The sequence below is a fragment of the Pseudomonas sp. Sample_11 genome (genome assembly GCF_004307505.1).
Classification (GTDB): Bacteria; Pseudomonadota; Gammaproteobacteria; order Pseudomonadales; family Pseudomonadaceae; genus Aquipseudomonas; species Aquipseudomonas atacamensis.
Genome location: NZ_RCOD01000051.1, coordinates 58,896 through 77,855, shown reverse-complemented (window position 1 = coordinate 77,855; position 18,960 = coordinate 58,896). Strand labels below are relative to the sequence as shown.

16 protein-coding genes are annotated in these 18,960 nt (G+C 60.1%); 6 read left to right on the top strand and 10 right to left on the bottom strand.

Annotation, left to right across the window (positions count from 1 at the left end; all coding sequences use genetic code 11):
* Positions 1 to 19: 19 nt before the first annotated feature.
* The 6 genes from D8U60_RS14895 to yaaA all read right to left on the bottom strand — a co-directional run bounded on the left by D8U60_RS14895 (position 20) and on the right by yaaA (position 8,742).
* A complete protein-coding gene (locus D8U60_RS14895) occupies positions 20 to 1,501 on the bottom strand; it encodes an alginate export family protein (RefSeq protein WP_076565962.1) in 1,482 nt (493 codons plus the stop codon).
* Positions 1,498 to 2,910 (bottom strand): alginate biosynthesis TPR repeat lipoprotein AlgK, encoded by a 1,413-nt coding sequence (gene algK, locus D8U60_RS14890; protein WP_130900380.1) that lies wholly within the window; start codon positions 2,908 to 2,910, stop codon positions 1,498 to 1,500. Before algK ends, D8U60_RS14895 begins: the two co-directional genes overlap by 4 nt.
* A gap of 9 nt (positions 2,911 to 2,919) precedes the next feature.
* Entirely contained in the window at positions 2,920 to 4,089 is a 1,170-nt protein-coding gene (locus D8U60_RS14885; RefSeq protein WP_024011680.1) for an alginate biosynthesis protein Alg44, read from the bottom strand.
* A gap of 35 nt (positions 4,090 to 4,124) precedes the next feature.
* The gene (gene alg8 / locus D8U60_RS14880) at positions 4,125 to 5,609 is read right to left on the bottom strand and encodes a mannuronan synthase (RefSeq protein WP_177435472.1); all 1,485 of its coding nucleotides are present in this window, start codon (positions 5,607 to 5,609) and stop codon (positions 4,125 to 4,127) included.
* Positions 5,610 to 5,836: 227 nt separating this feature from the next.
* Complete coding sequence (locus D8U60_RS14875) at positions 5,837 to 7,153, bottom strand: UDP-glucose/GDP-mannose dehydrogenase family protein (RefSeq protein WP_130900379.1); 1,317 nt, start codon at positions 7,151 to 7,153, stop codon at positions 5,837 to 5,839.
* Positions 7,154 to 7,962: 809 nt separating this feature from the next.
* Positions 7,963 to 8,742: a peroxide stress protein YaaA gene (yaaA, locus tag D8U60_RS14870; protein WP_130900378.1), complete on the bottom strand. Its 780-nt coding sequence runs from the start codon at positions 8,740 to 8,742 to the stop codon at positions 7,963 to 7,965.
* Between the two features lie 265 nt (positions 8,743 to 9,007).
* Between yaaA and D8U60_RS14865 the strand changes: the two genes are divergently transcribed.
* The 6 genes from D8U60_RS14865 to D8U60_RS14840 all read left to right on the top strand — a co-directional run bounded on the left by D8U60_RS14865 (position 9,008) and on the right by D8U60_RS14840 (position 14,281).
* Positions 9,008 to 10,132, top strand: a complete 1,125-nt coding sequence (locus tag D8U60_RS14865; protein ID WP_130900377.1) for a polysaccharide deacetylase family protein — start codon at positions 9,008 to 9,010, stop codon at positions 10,130 to 10,132.
* Between the two features lie 338 nt (positions 10,133 to 10,470).
* Positions 10,471 to 11,865, top strand: a complete 1,395-nt coding sequence (locus D8U60_RS14860) for a PhoH family protein (protein WP_024011685.1) — start codon at positions 10,471 to 10,473, stop codon at positions 11,863 to 11,865.
* 175 nt (positions 11,866 to 12,040) lie between these two features.
* Positions 12,041 to 12,514, top strand: a complete 474-nt coding sequence (gene moaC, locus D8U60_RS14855; RefSeq protein WP_008080206.1) for a cyclic pyranopterin monophosphate synthase MoaC — start codon at positions 12,041 to 12,043, stop codon at positions 12,512 to 12,514.
* The gene (locus D8U60_RS14850; protein ID WP_016771591.1) at positions 12,511 to 12,753 is read left to right on the top strand and encodes a MoaD/ThiS family protein; all 243 of its coding nucleotides are present in this window, start codon (positions 12,511 to 12,513) and stop codon (positions 12,751 to 12,753) included. Before moaC ends, D8U60_RS14850 begins: the two co-directional genes overlap by 4 nt.
* Before the next feature lie 2 nt (positions 12,754 to 12,755).
* A complete protein-coding gene (gene moaE / locus D8U60_RS14845) occupies positions 12,756 to 13,208 on the top strand; it encodes a molybdopterin synthase catalytic subunit MoaE (protein ID WP_016771590.1) in 453 nt (150 codons plus the stop codon).
* Between the two features lie 296 nt (positions 13,209 to 13,504).
* A complete protein-coding gene (locus tag D8U60_RS14840) occupies positions 13,505 to 14,281 on the top strand; it encodes an ABC transporter substrate-binding protein (RefSeq protein ID WP_122699628.1) in 777 nt (258 codons plus the stop codon).
* Positions 14,282 to 14,404: 123 nt separating this feature from the next.
* On the opposite strand, the gene D8U60_RS14835 is transcribed toward D8U60_RS14840, so the two are convergent.
* The 4 genes from D8U60_RS14835 to rhlB all read right to left on the bottom strand — a co-directional run bounded on the left by D8U60_RS14835 (position 14,405) and on the right by rhlB (position 18,923).
* A complete protein-coding gene (locus tag D8U60_RS14835; RefSeq protein ID WP_130900376.1) occupies positions 14,405 to 15,031 on the bottom strand; it encodes a transcriptional regulator in 627 nt (208 codons plus the stop codon).
* Positions 15,032 to 15,115: 84 nt separating this feature from the next.
* Positions 15,116 to 16,243, bottom strand: coding sequence for an FAD-binding oxidoreductase (locus D8U60_RS14830; RefSeq protein ID WP_130900375.1), 1,128 nt, complete (start codon positions 16,241 to 16,243; stop codon positions 15,116 to 15,118).
* 139 nt (positions 16,244 to 16,382) lie between these two features.
* Positions 16,383 to 17,327 carry an ornithine cyclodeaminase family protein gene (locus tag D8U60_RS14825; protein ID WP_130900374.1) on the bottom strand — a complete coding sequence of 315 codons (945 nt, stop codon included), beginning with the start codon at positions 17,325 to 17,327 and terminating at the stop codon, positions 16,383 to 16,385.
* 117 nt (positions 17,328 to 17,444) lie between these two features.
* The gene (rhlB, locus tag D8U60_RS14820) at positions 17,445 to 18,923 is read right to left on the bottom strand and encodes an ATP-dependent RNA helicase RhlB (protein ID WP_016771585.1); all 1,479 of its coding nucleotides are present in this window, start codon (positions 18,921 to 18,923) and stop codon (positions 17,445 to 17,447) included.
* Positions 18,924 to 18,960: the final 37 nt, after the last annotated feature.

The window sequence follows — 18,960 nt, the reverse complement described above, 5'->3', positions numbered from 1 at the left end:
ACTCCCTTGGCGGTTTGCATCAGAAGCGCCAGATCACGTCAATGAATGCGCGGTGCATGTAGGAATCAACCTGGCTGCCATAGGCATCGCCCGGTTTGAACACACCGCCACGGAAACGCACCAGTGCCGAAGGCTCGTCAATCGACTGGCTCAACGCCGCCGGCAACAGGCCTTGCTTGAAGTACTTGGTGACGACCAGGTCCATTTCCTGACCCAGGTCCTTGTTGCCATCTTCAAGCGGCAAGGATGTGCTGGAGAGGATTGCGCCGGTGACGTCGTCGGTGTTGTTTTCCACCGCGTTGATGCCGTTGCTGCCGACCGGCTTGTTGCCGTCGACACGCCAGAACTTGTGGTAGATCAGGCTGGCGTCGTACTCGTCGTTGACCATCCACGAACCGAACAGGGTGGCGGTCTGCATGTTGTTCATTTCGCCACGGAACGCTTCGCCGAAACGGTGCACGCGCGAGCGGGTACCGGTGTAGTTGGAGCGGTTGCTCTCCAGACCGTTCTGTTCGTAATCGGCACTGGCGCGGGCGTATGCACCGCCGACTTGCCACTGCGGATCGAGGCGCAGACGCACGCCGACATCGGCTGCCCAGCCGCTGATGTCATCGCTGCGCTTGGCTTGTGTCGGGCGCGTGCCGTCGGCGTTCAGCGCGTTGACCGTGTCGCGGTCGCCGCTCATGCCGGTGATGCTGCCCCAGTAGTTGACGGTGTTGGTGTTGCGCCAGTTGTAGGCGTCACTGTCGGCAGTCAGGCCGATCCAGCTGATGTCGCCGTTCTCGGTCTTGTCCAGCGAGTCGCGCGGGACGCCCGGCTCGGCGTAATCGAGTTTGCCGTCATCGTGAGTGTGGTGGCCGCGAATGCCGACCCACTGGCCCGGTGTCCACTGGTAAGCAGCGTCGGCGTAGGCGTGCAGGCGATCCTTGTCTTTCGGCGCCAGCTCTTTCAAGTCGGTGCGGTATTCGCTGAAACGCTCGGCAACACCGGCGTTGGCGCGCAGCAGGGTGGTGTCGAAGGTCCAGTTCAGCGCTTCGATGTTGGTGTCGCGCCATTGGCCGTCGTCATTGCGCAGACGCTGACGACCGAACTTGAGGATCTCGCCAGGGTAGGGCGTGAAGCCGCTGTAGCCGACCCAGAATTCGCGCATCGCCAGGTAGTTTTTCTTGGTTTCGCGATCGCCGCTGTCGGTGGCCTGTTCGCCGTCCGATTGCTGCAGGGTGTCGGTCTCGATGATGTCGGTCGAGGTCACCGCCTGACCCATCGCATAGGCGCTCCACGCGCCGCTTTCGCCGTAGATCCACGGACGCAGGTCGAGGCCCACGCCATTGACGTCGCCGCCGCCGGCAGTGCCGAGGTCACGGTCGTCTTCGGACTGGCCGGTGAGTTTCACTTCCAGACCGAAGTTCTTGGTTTCAGTCATCGCAGCCAGTGTCGGGCAAGACCAGAGCAGCGCGAAGGTGAGGCCAATACCGGCCTTCACGAATGGGTTCAGCTTCATAGTTTTTCCTCGCCGTCTTCTTCTTGCAGGGCGTGCAGTTGCAGCGTGTTCGAGTTCAGGGCGCCACGGCTGGCCTGTTCCTGTTGCAACAGGCGGCGGGCTTCGGGCAGGCGCTCGGGCGGCAGTTGCGCCTCGAGGGTCGCTGCCAGTTCATCGGCTTGCGGGGTGTTCTGCGCCTTGGCCAATTGGCTGAACACGTAAGCGTTCAGCGGGTCGGGCTTGGTGCCCTTGCCTTGGGAAAACAACTGGGCGATGGCGAAGTCGGCACTGTTCTGGCCGTTGCGCGCAGCGGTCAGCAGATGGTCCAGAGCCTTCTGCGGATAGACCTTGCCCAGGTAGCCACGACGGTAGATCTGGCCGAGGTAGTAGTCGGCGGCGACTTCGCGGCCAACGGCTTTCTGGAAATGTTCCTCGGCGACTTTCGCGTCGGCCGGGACCATTTTGCCTTCGTAGTAGACCTTGCCCAGCAGCAGTTCGGCGCGCGGCTGGTCGGCAGCGCGGCCGTTGTCCAGGTACTTCATCATCTGGTCGACGTCGCCCAGTTCGGGGAAGTCGTAAAGCAGTTGGGCGAGGGTGACCCACGATGCCGGGTAGCCCGGAGCGATCGGCTCGAGCAGCGCCTGCGCGGTTTTTTCGTCAGTCTTGCCCAGGGTCGAATCGGCCAGCACGCGGGCTACGGAGTCGACACGCTGCGCGGTGACGGTGCCACGGCTGTAACCGGCCTGCATCTGCTTGATCAGCTCGGCCTGTTGCTCCGCCTGGCCACGTTTCTGGTAAACGGTAGCCAGTTCGACGTAGCAGATGTCGGTGGTGTTAAGCGCGGCCTTGCAGATTTTCTCCACGTCATCCAGGTGCTGGTCGTAAGTGCCCTGGGTGCGATACAGCAGCACCTGCGCCAGACCCGCTTCCGGGTAGCCCGACTTGCGCCACTGATCGATCTGCTGCTGCGCGTTGATGTTGGGGAAGCTGTGCGGGTATTGCAGGTAGAGCATCGCCAGCGGGATCAACGTGTTGCCTTCGCCATTGGCGGCGGCTTTTTTCAACAGGGTTTCGGCTTCGTGGTGCTCGGCTTCGGTGGAGCCCGGCTTGGCCACCAGCAGACGACCGAGACGTGCCTGGGCACGCGGCGACACGCTGGCCGCTGCGCGGTAAGTCGCCTCGGCCTGTTTCATCTGCGCCGGGTCACGGCTGTCGACCTGGATATCGGCCAGGCCGACTTGCGCCTCGCTGTAACCCAGATCGGCCAGTTGCTGGTAATTCTGCGCAGCGGTGGCGGTGTCGCCACGCTTGAGCGCTTCGTTGGCCAGACGCTGATCGGGCAGCCCGGCGCAACCGGCCAGACTCACCGCCAATGCCAGGGCACACAGTGATAGCGGTGTTCTGAGGATGGGTGGAGTAGTCACAGGCATGTCCTCGACTTAAAGACCGGCAGCCATGGCTTTGTCGATCAGCCAGTTCAGGTTCGGGCCACGGTCGCTGTTCACTTCCACCGGGCGGCCGGCCAGGCTGCTGTCGAGCGGCTCGTCTGGCTGGATCTGTACGCGAATGTCGGAGGACAGGTCGGCGCTCTTCAGGCTGGTGCTGCTGACGATCTTGCCGGTGCGGGTCTTGTCTTCGCCGGCGATCTGGAAGCTCACCGGAGTGCCTGGACGCACGTCGCCGAACTGGCGATAGGAGAAGCGTGCTTCAACGTTGGCCTGGGTGTTGCGCGGCACCAACTGGAAGATCACGTCGCCCTTGCTCGCATACTGACCGTCAGCCACCAGTTGCTGGGCCACGGTGCAGTCGCACGGCGAAGTCAGGGTGCCGGTCATTTGCTTCCCGAACAGTTCTTCGACCTTGGCTGGGGCCAGTTGGTCTTCGGCCAGATGGCCCTTGAGTACGTCGAGCATGCTGGTGCTGAAGGTCGCCAGCGGTGCGCCTTTGGCGGCAACGCCGTCGGACTTGACCAGACTCTGCACGGTGCCGTCACGCGGCATGGTGATGTTCATCCCCGGCACGCTGACCAGACCGGCCTGGGCGTGGCTGACGAAGTACATGCCGTACACCGACTTGAAGATGAAACCGGCAGCGACCAGGCCAACGGCGAAAATACCGGCGCTGAAGGTCACGGCTTTCAGACGGCCGAACGGGGTCATGCCGGTGTCGTTGGTCTTGTTCTTGCGCGCCTTGGTGAAGTTGTCACGCTGCAGGGTCGCCAGCACTTCGCCGATGCTGACGATGTCGCCGGCCAGGTGCGAAGTGATCAGGTGGCGCAGGGTGGAAATGTCCTGCGGCTCGAGGTTCTGGAACTGGCAGCCGGCGCGGCCGGTGGCGCGATCGAAAGAACGCACCTGCAGTTCAACGTCCATGGCCAGGCCGAGGTTGTCGATGACAAATTGCAGACGTGCCTTGTACACCTCGCCGATGGTCAGCGGCATCTGCCCGGCGTTGAACGCCAGACCGCCAGCCGACAGATCGAGGACCCGCGCTTCGAGCGGAGTCCGGTCAGGGCCGAAGAAACGCAGCTTGGCCGGGATTTTCACGCGAGCGTGCTGGCGCTGGGCTTCGGATTCATGCACTACGTTGACGTTGACGGCGGTATTCATAGGGGCGATTTCCTTGTTAATTCAATAGGAGCGGGTCAGACCATCATCAGCAGCACGGCGACAAAAATGCTGCCGGCGGAGAAGGTCATGGTCCGAGACGACCAGGTGTTGAACCAACGTTGAAAGCTGGCGAGATCACGGGTCAGGGAAGTGGGCTGGCGAGTCCAGGACTGTTGGTCGAGGCGGAAGAACACGTAGATCTTCACCAGGGCGCCAACGATCTGGTTGTAATACAGAATCGCCGGGTAAGCAGGGCCGATGCGGTGACCGGAACACGACAGCAACAGCGTCAGGATCAGGCGGGTGATACCGATCCACAGCAGGTACACGAGGATGAACGCGGTGCCGTACTTGAAGCTGGCGATCAGTGCGACGGTCAGGCCGAGCAGCGAAGTCCACATCGACACGCGCTGGTCGAACAGCACCACCGAGGTGAACGCGCCGAGGCGACGGATACCCAGGCCCAGTGCACGGGAGTTCTGGCGCAGGTTGTTGCCGTACCAGCGGAACATCAGCTTGCGGCTGGCCTTGATGAAGCTCTTTTCCGGCGGATGTTCAACGGTGTTGATCGCGGCGTCCGGCACGTAGAAGGTGTCGTAACCCAGGCGCATCAGGCTGAACCAGCTCGACTTGTCGTCACCGGTCAGGAACTTGAAGCGGCCCAGACGCCAGTGTTGCAGCGAGTCGCTTTCAACGTCGGCGATGAATTCCGGATTGGTCACCACGGAGGCTTTGAATACCGACATCCGACCGGTCATGGTCAGTACGCGCTTGGACAGGGCCATCGAGCACATGTTGATGTGGCGCTGGGCGAAACGCAGCTTGTGCCATTCGCTCATGATGTAGCCGCCGCGCACTTCGCAGAACTCGTTGGTGGTCAGGCCGCCGACATTGCCGAACAGCTGGAACCACGGCACGGTCTTGCGCACGACGCCTTCGCCGAGCACGGTGTCGCCGTCGATCACGGCCACCACGGCACGGTCGTCCGGCAGGTGACGGGAGATCGCGCGGAAACCGAAGGCCAGACCATCGCGCTTGCCGGTACCGGGAATGCGCACGAAGTCGAGCTTGACCCGTTCCGGCGGATTCATCCGCGCCCACAGCGCCTTGACCAGCAACTCGTCGGACATTTCCACGATCGAGCAGACAATGGTGGTTGGCAGTTCGCAGTCGATGGCTTCGCGGATCACCGAGCTGTAGACCTGCGCGGTGGTCAGCGCGTCAATACGAAAGCTGGTGACCATCAGAAACACATGCGACGGATCGGCCGCTTTACCCAGCTTGCGTACTTTGCGACGCAGGTGCGGGTAAACGATGTAGAGAAAAATCATGCCGCGCACAAAGTGCGTTGCACCCATCGAGTAGCGCCAGATACCCACGGCGCCAATCAGGAAAATGAAGTCCTTCGACTCGGAGTCGAATGTGGACGTGGGCAGCATCAAGGCCAGGCCCATCAACAAACTTAGGTAAAACAGCCAACCGGCGGCCTGAAGTAGGCCGTGTCTTAGCCTGTGCATAATCTGCATCCGTCTCTATCTCGGGCTGGGCCCGATGGGGTTAAGGCAGGCTCATCAATGGCCCACTGTAGGAGCTGCCGAAGGCTGCGATCTTTTGATCTTCTGGGTGTTCACTCACGACTCAAGTGAGCCCGGTAAAGATCGCAGCCTCGTTTCACTCGTCAGCTCCTACCACGGGTTCACACAGTCAGTGCGCGGCGACGCGGTATGCGGTGCCGCGCAATGTCTGCTTACCAGCAGATCCCTTCGGTGCGGCTACCGGCGCTGGTGGGCTTGGACATGAAGCCCACCAGGTCGATGACTTGCTTGCCCTGCGGCGCTTCCTGGGCCAGCGAACGGAATTTCTCGTCGCGGTTGCCGAGGATGATCACGTCGGAGTTGTCGATCACCGAGTCGAAGTCGGAGTTGAGCAGGGACGATACGTGCGGAATCTTCGATTCGATGTAGTCCTTGTTCGCACCGTGGACACGGGCGTATTCGACGTTGCTGTCGTAGATGCTCAGGTCGTAACCCTTGCCGATCAGCATTTCCGCCAGTTCGACCAGCGGGCTTTCGCGCAGGTCGTCGGTGCCGGCCTTGAAGCTCAGACCGAGCAGGGCGACTTTGCGTTTTTCATGGCTTTCAACGATGTCGAAAGCGTTCTGCACTTGCGATTCGTTACTGCGCATCAGCGAGTTGAGCAGCGGCGCTTCGACGTCCAGGGAACCGGCGCGGTAGGTCAGCGCACGCACGTCTTTGGGCAGGCACGAACCGCCGAAGGCGAAGCCCGGGCGCATATAGTATTGGGACAGGTTCAGGGTCTTGTCCTGGCAAACCACTTCCATCACTTCACGGCCATCGACGCCGACGGCTTTGGCGATGTTGCCGATCTCGTTGGCGAAGGTCACTTTGGTCGCGTGCCAGACGTTGCAGGTGTACTTGATCATCTCGGCAACGGCGATGTCCTTGCGGATGATCGGGGCGTCGAGTTCTTCGTACAGCGATTGCAGAACGTCGCCCGACGCGGTGTCGAACTCGCCGATAACGGTCATTGGTGGCTGATCGTAGTCAGCGATGGCGGTGGATTCGCGGAGGAATTCCGGGTTGACCGCTACGCCAAAATCGACGCCAGCCTTCTTGCCCGAGCAGTCTTCCAGAATCGGGATGACCACGTTGGCCACGGTGCCTGGCAACACGGTGCTGCGCACGACGATGGTGTGACGGGTGGTTTTTTCACGCAGGACAAAACCGATCTCGCGGCACACGGCCTCGATGTAGTTCAGTTCCAGGTCGCCGTTCTTCTTGCTTGGCGTGCCGACGCAGATCATCGACAGGTCGGTATCACGAATCGCCTCGGCGAAGTTGGTCGTGCCGCGCAGACGACCGGTCTGGATACCCTGCTGCAGCAGTTCGCCCAGGCCTGGTTCTACAATCGGCGATTTGCCGGCGTTAATCATGTCGATCTTGTCTTTGGCAACATCGACGCCAACTACGTCATGGCCCCGTGCAGACAGGCAACCGGCACATACTGCGCCAACGTAACCCAAACCAAATATGCTGATGCGCATCGCAATTACCTCTGTATATATCAGGCCTTAGAAGGCCGGAGTTAATGGTGTTCAGCGGTCACTAGTGCACTCGGAAGTGCGGCTTACAGGCGCCACAATGCCGTGTGCAGGCATACAAAGTTCCGAGTGTCTAATAAGTGCACTCAAGATGTGCGCAACTAGGCCTTGTTGTTATGACTTGCCCTGTTATGCAGCCGATCTTCCGTGCGGGAAGACTCTAGTGCAGTCGTGTAGCCTGCTCGACGTCCGGTAGGGAGCCGGTAAATCAAGCAGTTAGGTGCTCAGGCGAGCACGTTTATAGGGGCGCGGCCTTGGCCTTTGTAGGGGATATTAATGGTGCGTATCTCCTGTCCTTCGATTGTTTTGAGACTAGTTAGTCACTCAGGCAAGTTGCTGTGACAACTTGGTTACATGGCTATCAGCTCTGCGTAAGTTATCTCGTACAAACTCGGCGAGAATCGTTACCGGTGGTATGAGCAACGCATTTGGACATAGTTCCAGCCCACTCATCGTGCCAGCCGAAATTTTTTGAAATATTGATGAAGATGGCACTGGGTGCAAATTGATAGCACTAACGATTTCGCCCTTTAGTTATCGGGGCGAAACAGGGGCCGATAGTTTTGTGCCACTACGGGTAAAAAATTTAGGTGCCACTACTGAAAAAAAACTTCAGTGTCGAGTGAAACTAAAATTAGAAAATAGAGCGTGGTTTTATTGGCGCCATGAATTTGGCGATATGTCGCGGGGGGATTTTGACTTCGGGCGGACTGCACGACTCCTGACGAAAAGAGTCGTGCAAAGGGCATGCTTTATTCCGGGGCGTGGTCGCGCAAAAACACCAGATTGTCGGGTTTCGACTGCTCGGCGCTGTAGCGATAACCCTGTATATCGAATTGCTTGAGCTGAGCCGGGTCGTTGATGCGTTCCTGGATCACAAAACGGCTCATCAGACCGCGCGCTTTCTTCGCGTAGAAACTGATGATCTTGTACTGGCCGTTCTTCTGATCCTTGAACTCGGTGTTGATGATCCGCGCCTTCAACGCGCTGCGCTTGACCGCAGAAAAGTATTCGTTGGATGCAAGGTTGAGCAGTACGTCATCGCCTTGCTCGGCCAGCGCTTCGTTCAGCCACTCGCTGATGCGCGTGCCCCAGAACGCATACAGATCCTTGCCACGGGCGTTGGCCAGTTTGGTGCCCATTTCCAGGCGATAGGGTTGCATCAGGTCCAGCGGCCGCAGCAGGCCATATAGGCCGGAGAGCATGCGCAGGTGTTTTTGCGCGTAATCGAATTGCGCCTCGCTGAAGGATTGCGCGTCGAGGCCGGTGTACACATCACCCTTGAAGGCGAGCAGCGCCTGCTTGGCGTTCTCTGGGGTGAAGGCCGGCGTCCAACTGCCGAAACGCGCGGCGTTGAGGCCACCGATCTTGTCGGACACGTGCATCAACTCGCTGATCTGCGCCGGACTCAGCTCGCGCAGCTGCTGGATCAGTTCCTGGGAATGGTCGAGGTACTGCGGCTGGGTAAAGCGCTGGGTCGCCGGCGGTGTTTCGTAGTCGAGGGTCTTGGCGGGGGAAATCACCATCAGCATGAAGTCGTCTCCTTTAATCGTGGGGGCGATTCTAGGGGGTTGTCCGGGTTGACTCCAGCTATGAGCGTGATAGGTGATCGGTGGTGTATGGAACAAGATCGCAGCCTCGCCGGGGCTCGACAGCTCCTACAGATTGCGCACGGCATCAAACCGCAATGAATTCAATGCGGACAGGTAGGAGCTGCCGAAGGCTGCGATCTTTTGATCTTTGTTTTGATCCACCCGCGATATAGTGCCGCGCGGGTTTTGTTATGGAGACATCCCTTTGCGCATTGTTCTTATATTCACCGCGTGGCTGCTGAGCTTCGGCGCCATGGCGGCGCCCGGCGATGCGGCGACGCTGGATCGCACGGCCTGGCCGGAGCAGCTCAGCAATCCGACCCTGTTCGACGTCGCGTCGCGGGCGGAAATCCTCATGTTCGCTCGCGGCCTGCTCGGCACCGAGTCCATCGACGAGGCGGCACTGGCCCAGCGCCTGGGCCTGCGCACGGTCAATATCGATGCGGTCAATCAGCTGCGCCAGCGCCTCTGGCAGCGCTTGCTCGCCAACTACAACCACGCCCAGCAAAGCTGCGATCAGGACGCCTCTTTCTGCTTCCTCGTCGAAGACCTGCCGACGCTGCGCGAGCAGGCGGCCAAGTTCGTGGTCAGCGACGACAGTTATTACACCAAGTGGGCCGAGCCGAGCCGGATCTTCCATTTGCAGTACCTCGACGAGCTGATGCGCAAGGCGGCGCTGTCGCCGCAAACCAGTAACGAATTCGATCGTTTCGGCGACTACGAGCGCAACGGCGACGACATGCACGACCGGCTGTTTCTGCTGACTTTCGACAGCGCCGCCAACGTGCAACCGGACAATACCGACTGGCTGACCGAATACCTACGCAAGTCCAATCTGAGCGGAACGTTCTTTGTTCTGGGCAAGGATATTCAGGCGCGACTCGCCGGCCGTTCGGTCAGCAGCCTGCAGGCGAGTTTCTCCCGGCAGTGCGTGGGCGTGCAGGGCTGGGAGTTCCGCTCCCACAGCCATTGGCAGGACTGGCAGGATTCGGTGCGACGCAGCGCCGATCTGGTGAAGAACAAACTGCCGGAAAACTACGTGCCGCTATTCCGTCCGCCGGATGGCCAGCGCCGCAGTGATGCACAAGGTTTCTTCAACAGCCAGGGCCTGCAAGTGGCACTGTGGGACATCGATGCCCAGGACGGTGCCGGCAAGCTCAAGGGCCCGGCCAGCGCGCAGCGGGTGCTGACCCTGATGCTGTTGTGGCGGCACGGGGTGATCAATTTCAACATGAAACAGGATGCGGTGAAGACGTCGCTGCCGTGGCTGATCACCCAGACTGCGCAGAGCGGCATCGGCTGGGAAGACTGTCAGGACGCGTTTCGTTGAGAAACGACAAAAAGCCCGGAAACATTGGGCTTGGGGTAATTTTCAGGAGGAATTCGATGCAGGCGGACTTCCGACTTTAGCGGGGTACGGGGAGTCCGCCAAGGGCTTTTCGTCACTCTGCAAAATAAACTTAAAAAAACCGTCAAAGTGCTTTTTTATGTCATCGGTTTTGGAGTATTACGAAGACAGACCGCCGAAACCTGCAACACAGGTGGCGTCTTCCCAGACTCCTATTGTGTGCAGTTCATCCAGGCCCTCGTGGATGAATTCGGCAGTCACCTCGAGGCGCAGCACTGTCAAGGTATTGCGTCGAATGGCTCCCACAAAGGTGACCGAGTATGGATGATCACGGACGCAGCCCTTCCTCCAACCAGCCAATCCTGTATGTACTCGATACCAACGTATTGATTCACGATCCAAATGCCCTGCTGAATTTCGAAGAACACCACGTCGCCATCCCGATGACCGTGCTGGAAGAGCTGGACAAGCTCAAGAGCGGCCATCACAGCGTGGCCGCCGAATGCCGTCAGGCGATCCGCCTGATCGACAAGACCCTGGGCGATGCGTCCCCCGAGGACGTCGAACTGGGTGTGCCGATCCAGCGCGGCAAGGGCGGGCCGAAAGGCTTGCTGTCAATTCTGATGAGCAAACAGGCCGAGTCGAACCTGATTCTGCCCGAGCACCTGAACGACAACAAAATCATCAATCAACTGATTGATCTGCATACCCGCGATCCGCAAAAACCGGTGGTGCTGGTCACCAAAGACATCAACATGCGCCTCAAGGCGCGCGCCTGTGGCATCGACGCCGAGGACTACAGCACCGACCAGTTGGTCGATGACGTGTCCCTGCTGCCCAACGGCTACCACAACATGACCGGCTCCTTCTGGGACCGCGTGAGCAAGGTCGAAACCCGTCAGGACCACGGCCGCACCTGGCATCAGGTGCAACTGATCGACAACCTGCCGGCCGTGCACATCAATGAGTTCATCATCGACGAGCAGGGCTTTGTCGGCTGGATCAAGGAAATCCAGGAAGACCGCCTGCTGATCCTCGACCTGCACCAGGAACCGCTGCTGCATCAGGAGGCCTGGGGCCTGAAGCCGCGCGACATCTATCAGAGTCTGGCCCTGTATGCGTTGCTTGACCCGGACATTCATCTGGTCAACCTGTCTGGCGCCGCCGGTTCCGGTAAGACCATTCTGGCGCTGGCCGCTGCGATCGAGCAGACCATGGTCAGCAAACGTTATCGCCGCATCATCGCCACCCGCAGCGTGCAGGGCCTGGACCAGGAGATCGGCTTCCTGCCCGGCACCGAAGCGGAAAAAATGGAGCCTTGGCTGGGCGCCATCACCGACAACCTCGAAGCCTTGCACATGGATGACGAAAACACCCATGGCAGCGTCGACTACATCCTCAGCAAAGTGCCGTTACAGTTCAAATCGCTCAACTACATTCGCGGTCGCAGCTTCCAGCAAAGCCTGATCCTGATCGACGAATGCCAGAACCTCACGCCGCACCAGATGAAAACCATCATCACCCGTGCCGGCGCCGGTTCCAAAGTGGTGTGCCTGGGCAACCTGGCGCAGATCGACACCCCTTACCTGTCCGCGACCAGCTCCGGGCTGACCTACCTGACCGAACGCTTCAAGGATTTCCCCAACGGTGTGCACATCACCCTGCAAGGGGTGCCTCGCTCGATCCTGGCCGAATACGCCGAATCGCATCTCTAAGAGGAGCAGCTACAAGCTTCAAGCCGCAAGCTACAAGTGGTCCGAGTGAAATTCACTTGCCGCTTGAAGCTTGCGGCTTTCGGCTGTTTAAATGCGAGCTTTCCTGACGCCTGCCTACCGCGCTTTAACTTGCCGCTTGTAGCTTGCCGCTCGCAGCTGCCTCAAGGAGGCCCTCGTGCTGACTCATCTCGATTCCCAAGGTCGCGCCAACATGGTCGACGTCACTGAAAAAGCCGTGACGTTCCGTGAAGCGACCGCTCAAGCGCTGGTGCGCATGCTCCCTGAAACCCTGCAGATGATCGTCAGCGGCGGCCACCCCAAGGGCGATGTGTTCGCCGTGGCGCGCATTGCCGGAATTCAGGCGGCGAAGAAGACCAGCGATCTGATTCCCCTGTGCCACCCGCTGATGCTCACCGGCGTCAAAGTCGAACTCAGCGCCGAGGGTGAGGACAGCGTGCGTATCGTCGCGCGCTGCAAGTTGTCCGGGCAGACCGGTGTCGAGATGGAAGCGCTGACCGCCGCCAGCGTCGCCGCCCTGACCATTTACGACATGTGCAAAGCCGTCGACCGTGGCATGACCATCGAAAGCGTGCGGCTGCTGGAGAAAGTCGGCGGCAAGAGCGGCCACTTCCAGGCGGAGCAGCCATGAAACTGACCGTGAAATTTTTTGCCCGCTACCGTGAAGCGCTGGGCGTGGATTCGGTTGCGGTTGAAGGCGATTTCGCCACCGTCGATGACGTTCGCGCACTGTTGGCACAACGTGATGGCGCCGAAGTGCTGAGCGAGCAGAACCTGATGTGCGCACGTAACGAAGACCTCTGCCAGCTCGATGAGCCGGTGGTCGATGGCGACGAAGTGGCGTTTTTCCCCACCGTGACCGGAGGCTGAACATGGCGATTCGCGTGCAGGCCACGCCGTTCGATCCGGGCGCTGAAGTCAATGCGATGCACGCGGCCAATGTCGGCGTTGGCGCGGTGGTGAGCTTTGTCGGTTACGTGCGCGATTTCAACGACGGTCTCGACGTGGCCGGGATGTTCCTCGAGCATTATCCGGGCATGACCGAAAAAGCCCTCGGCAAGATCGCTGTCGAAGCTGAGCAGCGCTGGCCGCTGTTGAAACTGGAAGTGCTGCATCGCATCGGCGCGCTGGAGCCGGGCGAACCGATCGTCTTCGTCGGCGCCGCCAGCGCCCACCGCCAGGCCGCATTCGATGCCTGCGCCTTCGTCATGGACTACCTGAAAACCCGCGCGCCGTTCTGGAAAAAAGAGAACACCAGTGACGGCCCGCGTTGGGTCGAAGGGCGCGACAGTGATCATGCGGCTGCGGATCGCTGGAAGAAATAACTCCTGTAGCGCCCTCCAATCCGCCATCGCTGGCAAGCCAGCTCCCACAGGGTTTTGCGTCGTGCACATATTTTTTGTGCACCACTGAAACTGTGGGAGCTGGCTTGCCAGCGATGAGGCCATCTGCAACACCCAAAAACCTCGCAGACACTCTCTTCTCCCTGATTGACGGCTTGTACCTATGAGTCCAGTATGGATTTCCAAGTACAAAAAAAGCTTCTGTCTGGCAGCTGTCAGCTTGCCGCTTGTAGCTGCTCTTCTTCGCCAAACCAACAACAACCCGCGAGAGAACGAACATGAAGAAACTCCCCCTCATCACCGGCCTTGCCTTCAGCCTGCTGGCCTGTGCCAGCACCTTTGCCGCCGAGAAAACCTTGCGCATCGGCATCGAAGCGGCCTACCCGCCATTCGCGTCGAAAACCGACAAAGGTGAAATCGTCGGTTTCGACTACGACATCGGCAATGCCCTGTGTGCGCAGATGAAGGTCAAGTGCGTGTGGGTTGAAGGTGAGTTCGACGGGCTGATTCCTTCGCTCAAAGTAAAGAAGATCGACATGGCGCTGTCGTCGATGACCATCAATGAAGATCGCAAGAAGTCGGTGGATTTCAGCCACAAGTATTACTTCACTTCTTCGCGTCTGGTCATGAAGGAAGGCGCGACGGTGGATGATCAGTACGCCAGCCTCAAAGGCAAGAACGTCGGCGTGCAGCGCGCGACCACCACTGATCGTTACGCCACCGAGGTGTTCGAACCCAAGGGCATCAACGTCAAGCGCTACGGCAACAACGAAGAGATCTACATGGACCTGGCGGCGGGGCGCCTTGATGCGATTTTTGCCGACACCATTCCGCTCAATGACTTCCTGTCGATGCCGCGCGGTAAGGGTTACGCGTTTGTCGGGCCGGAGCTGAAGGATCCGAAGTACGTCGGCGAGGGCGCGGGGATTGCCGTGCGCAAGGGCAACGGTGAACTGGTCAGCCAGTTGAACAGCGCCATCGACGGGATTCGCGCGAGTGGCGAGTATCAGAAGATTTCCGAGAAGTATTTCAAGACTGATATCTACGGCGATTGACAGTCCGTTATCGCTGGCAAGCCAGCTCCCACAGGTTCGGCGGTCGCCATAAATTTTGTGTGTGACGCAATTACTGTGGGAGCTGGCTTGCCAGCGATCTGGCCGGACGAGTCACCGCAGAATTCAGCCCTTCAATTCCTTCAAATGCTTGTACACCGTCGCCCGCCCCATGTTCAGCACATTGGCCACGTAGTTCGAGGCGCTCTTGCCCTTGAACGCCCCCTCGGCGTGCAGCGCCAGCACCAGTTCGCGTTTGTGGTCACGGGTCAGCAGATTCAGGCTCAACTGCCGCTCGCGCAACCAGGCGTGGAGGAAGGTGTTGATGCGTTCCTGCCAGTCATCACGGAACAGCGAGTCCGGCTGCGGAATCAGTTTGCTCGGTGACAGGAACAGGTCCAGCGCCGCTTTGGCGTTCTCGAACATGGAAATATTCAGATTGATGCACAGCACCGCCAGCGGACGGCTTTCGCTGTCGCGCAGCACGGTGCTCAGGCTGCGAATTTTCTGACCGTCCCAGTTGAGCTTTTCGTACGGGCCAATGTTCCTGTCGCTGACATCCTCGCTGAGCATGTCTTCCAGCGACGAGTCGTCGCCGATCTCGCGCTTGGACAGGTTGTTGGCGATGTAGTCGACCTTCTGCGTGCGCAGGTCGTGCAGCACCACCTCGGCGTGGGGGAAGAACAGCGTGGCGATGGCGTCGGCGATGGCGCGGAAGTTATCCAGCGCCGGATCGAATTCGGGGGCAGTCATGACAGTGGAGCTCCAGGCAGCGTCAGCGCCCCTTGTGCCGGGGCGCTGCGAGTGTGCCGCAATCTTTTCGACGAGTCGATGCGATCAAGCCAGTCGGGCCGGGGAGAGCATGGCGCTGTCCAGACCGAATTCATGCAGGTGCTCGGGAAACGGCTCGCCGCGCACCAGTGCCGCACTGGCTTGGCCCATCGCCGGCGACGTCTGGATGCCGTAACCGCCCTGCGCGGCGACCCAGAACAGCCCCGGAACTTGCGGATCGAAGCCGCTGAGCAGATCACCGTCGGCAACAAAACTGCGCAGACCTGCCCACGTGCGGGTCGGGCGGCGGATGGTCAGCGTGGTGGCCTCTTCGATCTGATAAATGCCCATGGCGATGTCGAGTTCTTCCGGCTGCACATCGTGTGGTTCGACCGGATCGGCGTTGGCCGGCGAGCCGAGAAACATGCCGGCGTCGGGCTTCATGTAGAAGGATTCGTCGAGGCTGACCAGCATTGGCCAATGATGAGTGTCCACGCCTTCCGGGCCGGCAAATATAAACGCGGCGCGGCGTTTCGCTTGCAGCCCCAGCGGCTGCGCGCCGGCCAGCGCGCCGATCCGGTCGGCCCAGGCGCCGGCGGCATTGATAAGCGCCGGTGCGCTGAACGTTTCACCATTGGTCTGCACGATCCACAGGCCATCGGCATCGCGGCTCAAGCCGAGCACCTCGCAATCGGTGCGGACTTCGCCGTGATTGCGCCGAATGCCGCGCAGGTAGCCTTGATGCAGCGCGTCGGTGTCGATGTCGCAGGCCGATGGATCGTAGATCGCGCCGTGGACTTTTTCCCGGCGCAGGATCGGCAGACGCGCGCAGGCTTCGTCGGCGCTGAGCAGTTGCATCTGCGGCACCGTGGCTTTGGCGCTGAGGTATTGGTTGTTCAGTTCGGCGGGATCACCGATGAAGTCGACGGTCATTTCGCCGCGCGGGGTCAGCAGTGGGTGCTCGCAAAAACCGCTCGGAGGACTATCGAAAAACGCGCGGCTCGCCTGAGTCAGTGCGCGGACCTGTGCGGTGCCGTAGGCGGCGGTGTACAGCGCGGCGGAGCGACCGGTGGAGTGATAGCCGGGATGGGTTTCACGCTCGAGCACGATCACTTTGCCGTGCGGCGCCAGCCAGAACCCGGTAGAAGCGCCGGCAATCCCGCCGCCGATGATGATGAAATCTGCGTGGTTCATGAAAACTCCCAGGTAACGAGAACCCCGTAGGAGCTGCCGAGTGAAACGAGGCTGCGATCTTTTGATCTTGATCTTGATCTTGAAAAAACAGGATCAAAAGATCGCAGCCTTCGGCAGCTCCTACAGGGGATGTGTGGTGTCAGTGGTGCAGGTGATAAACCGCATTGGCCAAGGCAATGTCTTCCAGGCCCAGACCGATCGAACGGAAAAACACATGCCGCTGGTAATCCGGGCGCTGCACTTTTTCGCTGAGCAAGTCGGCGAGGTCGCCAACAATCGAATCCTTGCTCCAGCCATGCTGTTCGGCGGCAATCAGCATCTCACCTGCCGAACCCGGCGTGGTCAGACGATAGTCGCAGAACACCTGCATGTCGTTGAGGCTTTGCGGCGGTACTTCATGAGCGCGCGGGGCGTTGGTGCTGATCGAGGTGATCAGCGCCGGTTTGTGCAGTTGCGCCGGATCGATCACCGGCCCGGCAGACGAGGTGCAGAGCATGATCACGTCAGCATCGGAGATGGCGGTCTCGCGGCTGTTGGCAATCTTCAGTGACGGCGCGATGGACTTCAACACAGTCTGTGTTTCCGCATCTTCCAGCAGCGATGGCGAATACAGGCTGATGCTCTGCCAGTCGCGCAGCGCCTTGGCGTAATGCAGATGCGCCTGAGCGACCTTGCCGCTGCCGATGATTGCCAGTCGCTGGGCGTCCAACGGGGCGAGGGCGTCGACCGCCACTGCCGTGGTCGCGGCGGTGCGCGCGGTGGTCAGTTCGCCGGCATCACAGAGCAGCAGCGGCTGGCCGGTTTTCATCGACATCAACAATGTCCATGCCGTCACCAGCGCACCCTGCTCACGAACGATGTATGGCGAAGTCTTCACTCCATATACGCCGTCCTCGGCCAGCACGCCCAGATAATTGATGAAGTCGCCGGCGCCCTGCGGGAACTCGACCACTTGCTGCGTCGGCTGCACGGCGTTACCGGCCGCCAGATCGCGGAACAGCTTGCGCAGGATCTGCGGAACATCGATACGCGCCAATAGCTCATGGGCCTGGGCTTGATCGATCACATAGGGCGTACTGGACATTTCGCGCTCCAAAACTAAACTTATTTTTCCATTATGGACTTTTAGTTCTGGCGAGCAACCATCGGGCATAAAAAAAGCGCAGTCCGTTTCCGGCTGCGCTTTCTCATATAGCGGGGCTTACTGCGGACGCTTGCGCTCAACCGCGCGCAGCAGATGCGTCGGTGGGGTTTCGCAGCTGATCTTGCGACCGAGTTTTTCTTCGATGGACGGCAACTGGTAAGAGTCGTCCTCGCCGGCAAAGCTGATCGACACACCGTCAGCGCCTGCGCGACCGGTACGGCCAATGCGGTGCACGTAGTCGTCCGGCACTTCCGGCAGAGTGAAGTTGATCACGTGGCTGATGCCGTCGATGTGGATGCCGCGACCGGCGACATCGGTTGCGACCAGCACGCGAATCTTGCCTTCGCGGAAACCTTCCAGAGTCTTGATGCGCTTGTGCTGCGGTACGTCGCCGGACAGCTGCGCGGCGTTGATGCCGTCACGCACCAGGCGCTCTTCGATGCGGCGTACCTCGTCCTTGCGGTTGGCAAACACGATGACCCGCTCCCAACCGTTGTCGTTGACCAGGTTATAGAGCAGTTTGTATTTGTCGGCAGCGGCCACGGCGTAGATGTGCTGCTCGACGTTCTCGTTGGCGACGTTGGTGATTTCGATTTCGACGATGGCCGGGTCGGTGGTCCATTGCTTGGCCAGATTCATCACGTCTTCGGTGAAGGTTGCGGAGAACAGCAAAGTCTGGCGTTCGGACTTCGGCGGGGTCTGGCGAATGATCTGCCGTACCTGTGGGATGAAACCCATGTCGAGCATGCGGTCGGCTTCGTCCAGCACCATCACTTCAACCATGTCCAGATGCACATCGCCGCGCTGGTTGAAGTCGAGCAAGCGGCCAGGCGTGGCGACGAGGATGTCGCAATGACGTGCTTCGAGGTGCTTGAGCTGTTTGTCGAAGTCCATGCCGCCGACGAAGGTCATGACGTTGAGGCCGGTGTACTTGGTCAGGTCAGCGGCGTCCTTGGCGATCTGCACCACCAGCTCACGGGTCGGCGCGATGATCAGTGCGCGCGGTTCGCCCATGTAGCGCTCTTTCGGCGGCGGCGTCTGCAGCAACTGGGTGATGATCGAGATCAGGAACGCGGCGGTCTTGCCGGTGCCGGTCTGCGCGCGGCCAATGGCGTCTTTGCCGGCGAGGGTGAAACCCAGCACCTGCGCCTGGATCGGCGTGCAGTACGGAAAGCCCAGATCCTGGATGGCGTGCATCAGTTCCGGAGCAAGCTTGAAATCGTGAAAGCGGGTTTTGCCTTCCTGCGGCTCGACGACGAAGTCTTCGAGTTTCCATGGAATGACCGGTGCCTTGGGCTTCGGTTCGCGACGTGGCCTGGCCGGTTTCGGCGCTTCGCTGGGTGCAGGCTCTACGGCAATTGGCGCTGGCGCAGCGGGTATTTCTTCTGGCTTCGGTGCGGCTGCGGGAGCGGGGCGGTCGGCCTGGGGGGCATCGGTGCGATGACCGGGGGCGTGCGACGGCGCACTGGGAACTGGCGCGAGCTGCTCAGCCTCGCTTTTACCGAACATCTTCTTGAGTGCTTTGAGCACGGTCATCTCATCAGTTGGTTAAGGAATGTACGCCGGCCAGTGT

Coding starts and splice junctions, on each gene's coding strand:
- yaaA (WP_130900378.1), bottom strand. CDS start 8,742: ATGCTGATGGTGATTTCCCCCGCCAAGACCCTCGACTACGAAACACCG.
- moaE (WP_016771590.1), top strand. CDS start 12,756: ATGGCGATTCGCGTGCAGGCCACGCCGTTCGATCCGGGCGCTGAAGTC.
- D8U60_RS14885 (WP_024011680.1), bottom strand. CDS start 4,089: ATGAATACCGCCGTCAACGTCAACGTAGTGCATGAATCCGAAGCCCAG.
- D8U60_RS14835 (WP_130900376.1), bottom strand. CDS start 15,031: ATGACTGCCCCCGAATTCGATCCGGCGCTGGATAACTTCCGCGCCATC.
- rhlB (WP_016771585.1), bottom strand. CDS start 18,923: ATGACCGTGCTCAAAGCACTCAAGAAGATGTTCGGTAAAAGCGAGGCT.
- D8U60_RS14825 (WP_130900374.1), bottom strand. CDS start 17,327: ATGTCCAGTACGCCCTATGTGATCGATCAAGCCCAGGCCCATGAGCTA.
- D8U60_RS14875 (WP_130900379.1), bottom strand. CDS start 7,153: ATGCGCATCAGCATATTTGGTTTGGGTTACGTTGGCGCAGTATGTGCC.
- D8U60_RS14850 (WP_016771591.1), top strand. CDS start 12,511: ATGAAACTGACCGTGAAATTTTTTGCCCGCTACCGTGAAGCGCTGGGC.
- D8U60_RS14895 (WP_076565962.1), bottom strand. CDS start 1,501: ATGAAGCTGAACCCATTCGTGAAGGCCGGTATTGGCCTCACCTTCGCG.
- D8U60_RS14830 (WP_130900375.1), bottom strand. CDS start 16,243: ATGAACCACGCAGATTTCATCATCATCGGCGGCGGGATTGCCGGCGCT.
- algK (WP_130900380.1), bottom strand. CDS start 2,910: ATGCCTGTGACTACTCCACCCATCCTCAGAACACCGCTATCACTGTGT.
- D8U60_RS14840 (WP_122699628.1), top strand. CDS start 13,505: ATGAAGAAACTCCCCCTCATCACCGGCCTTGCCTTCAGCCTGCTGGCC.
- D8U60_RS14860 (WP_024011685.1), top strand. CDS start 10,471: ATGGATGATCACGGACGCAGCCCTTCCTCCAACCAGCCAATCCTGTAT.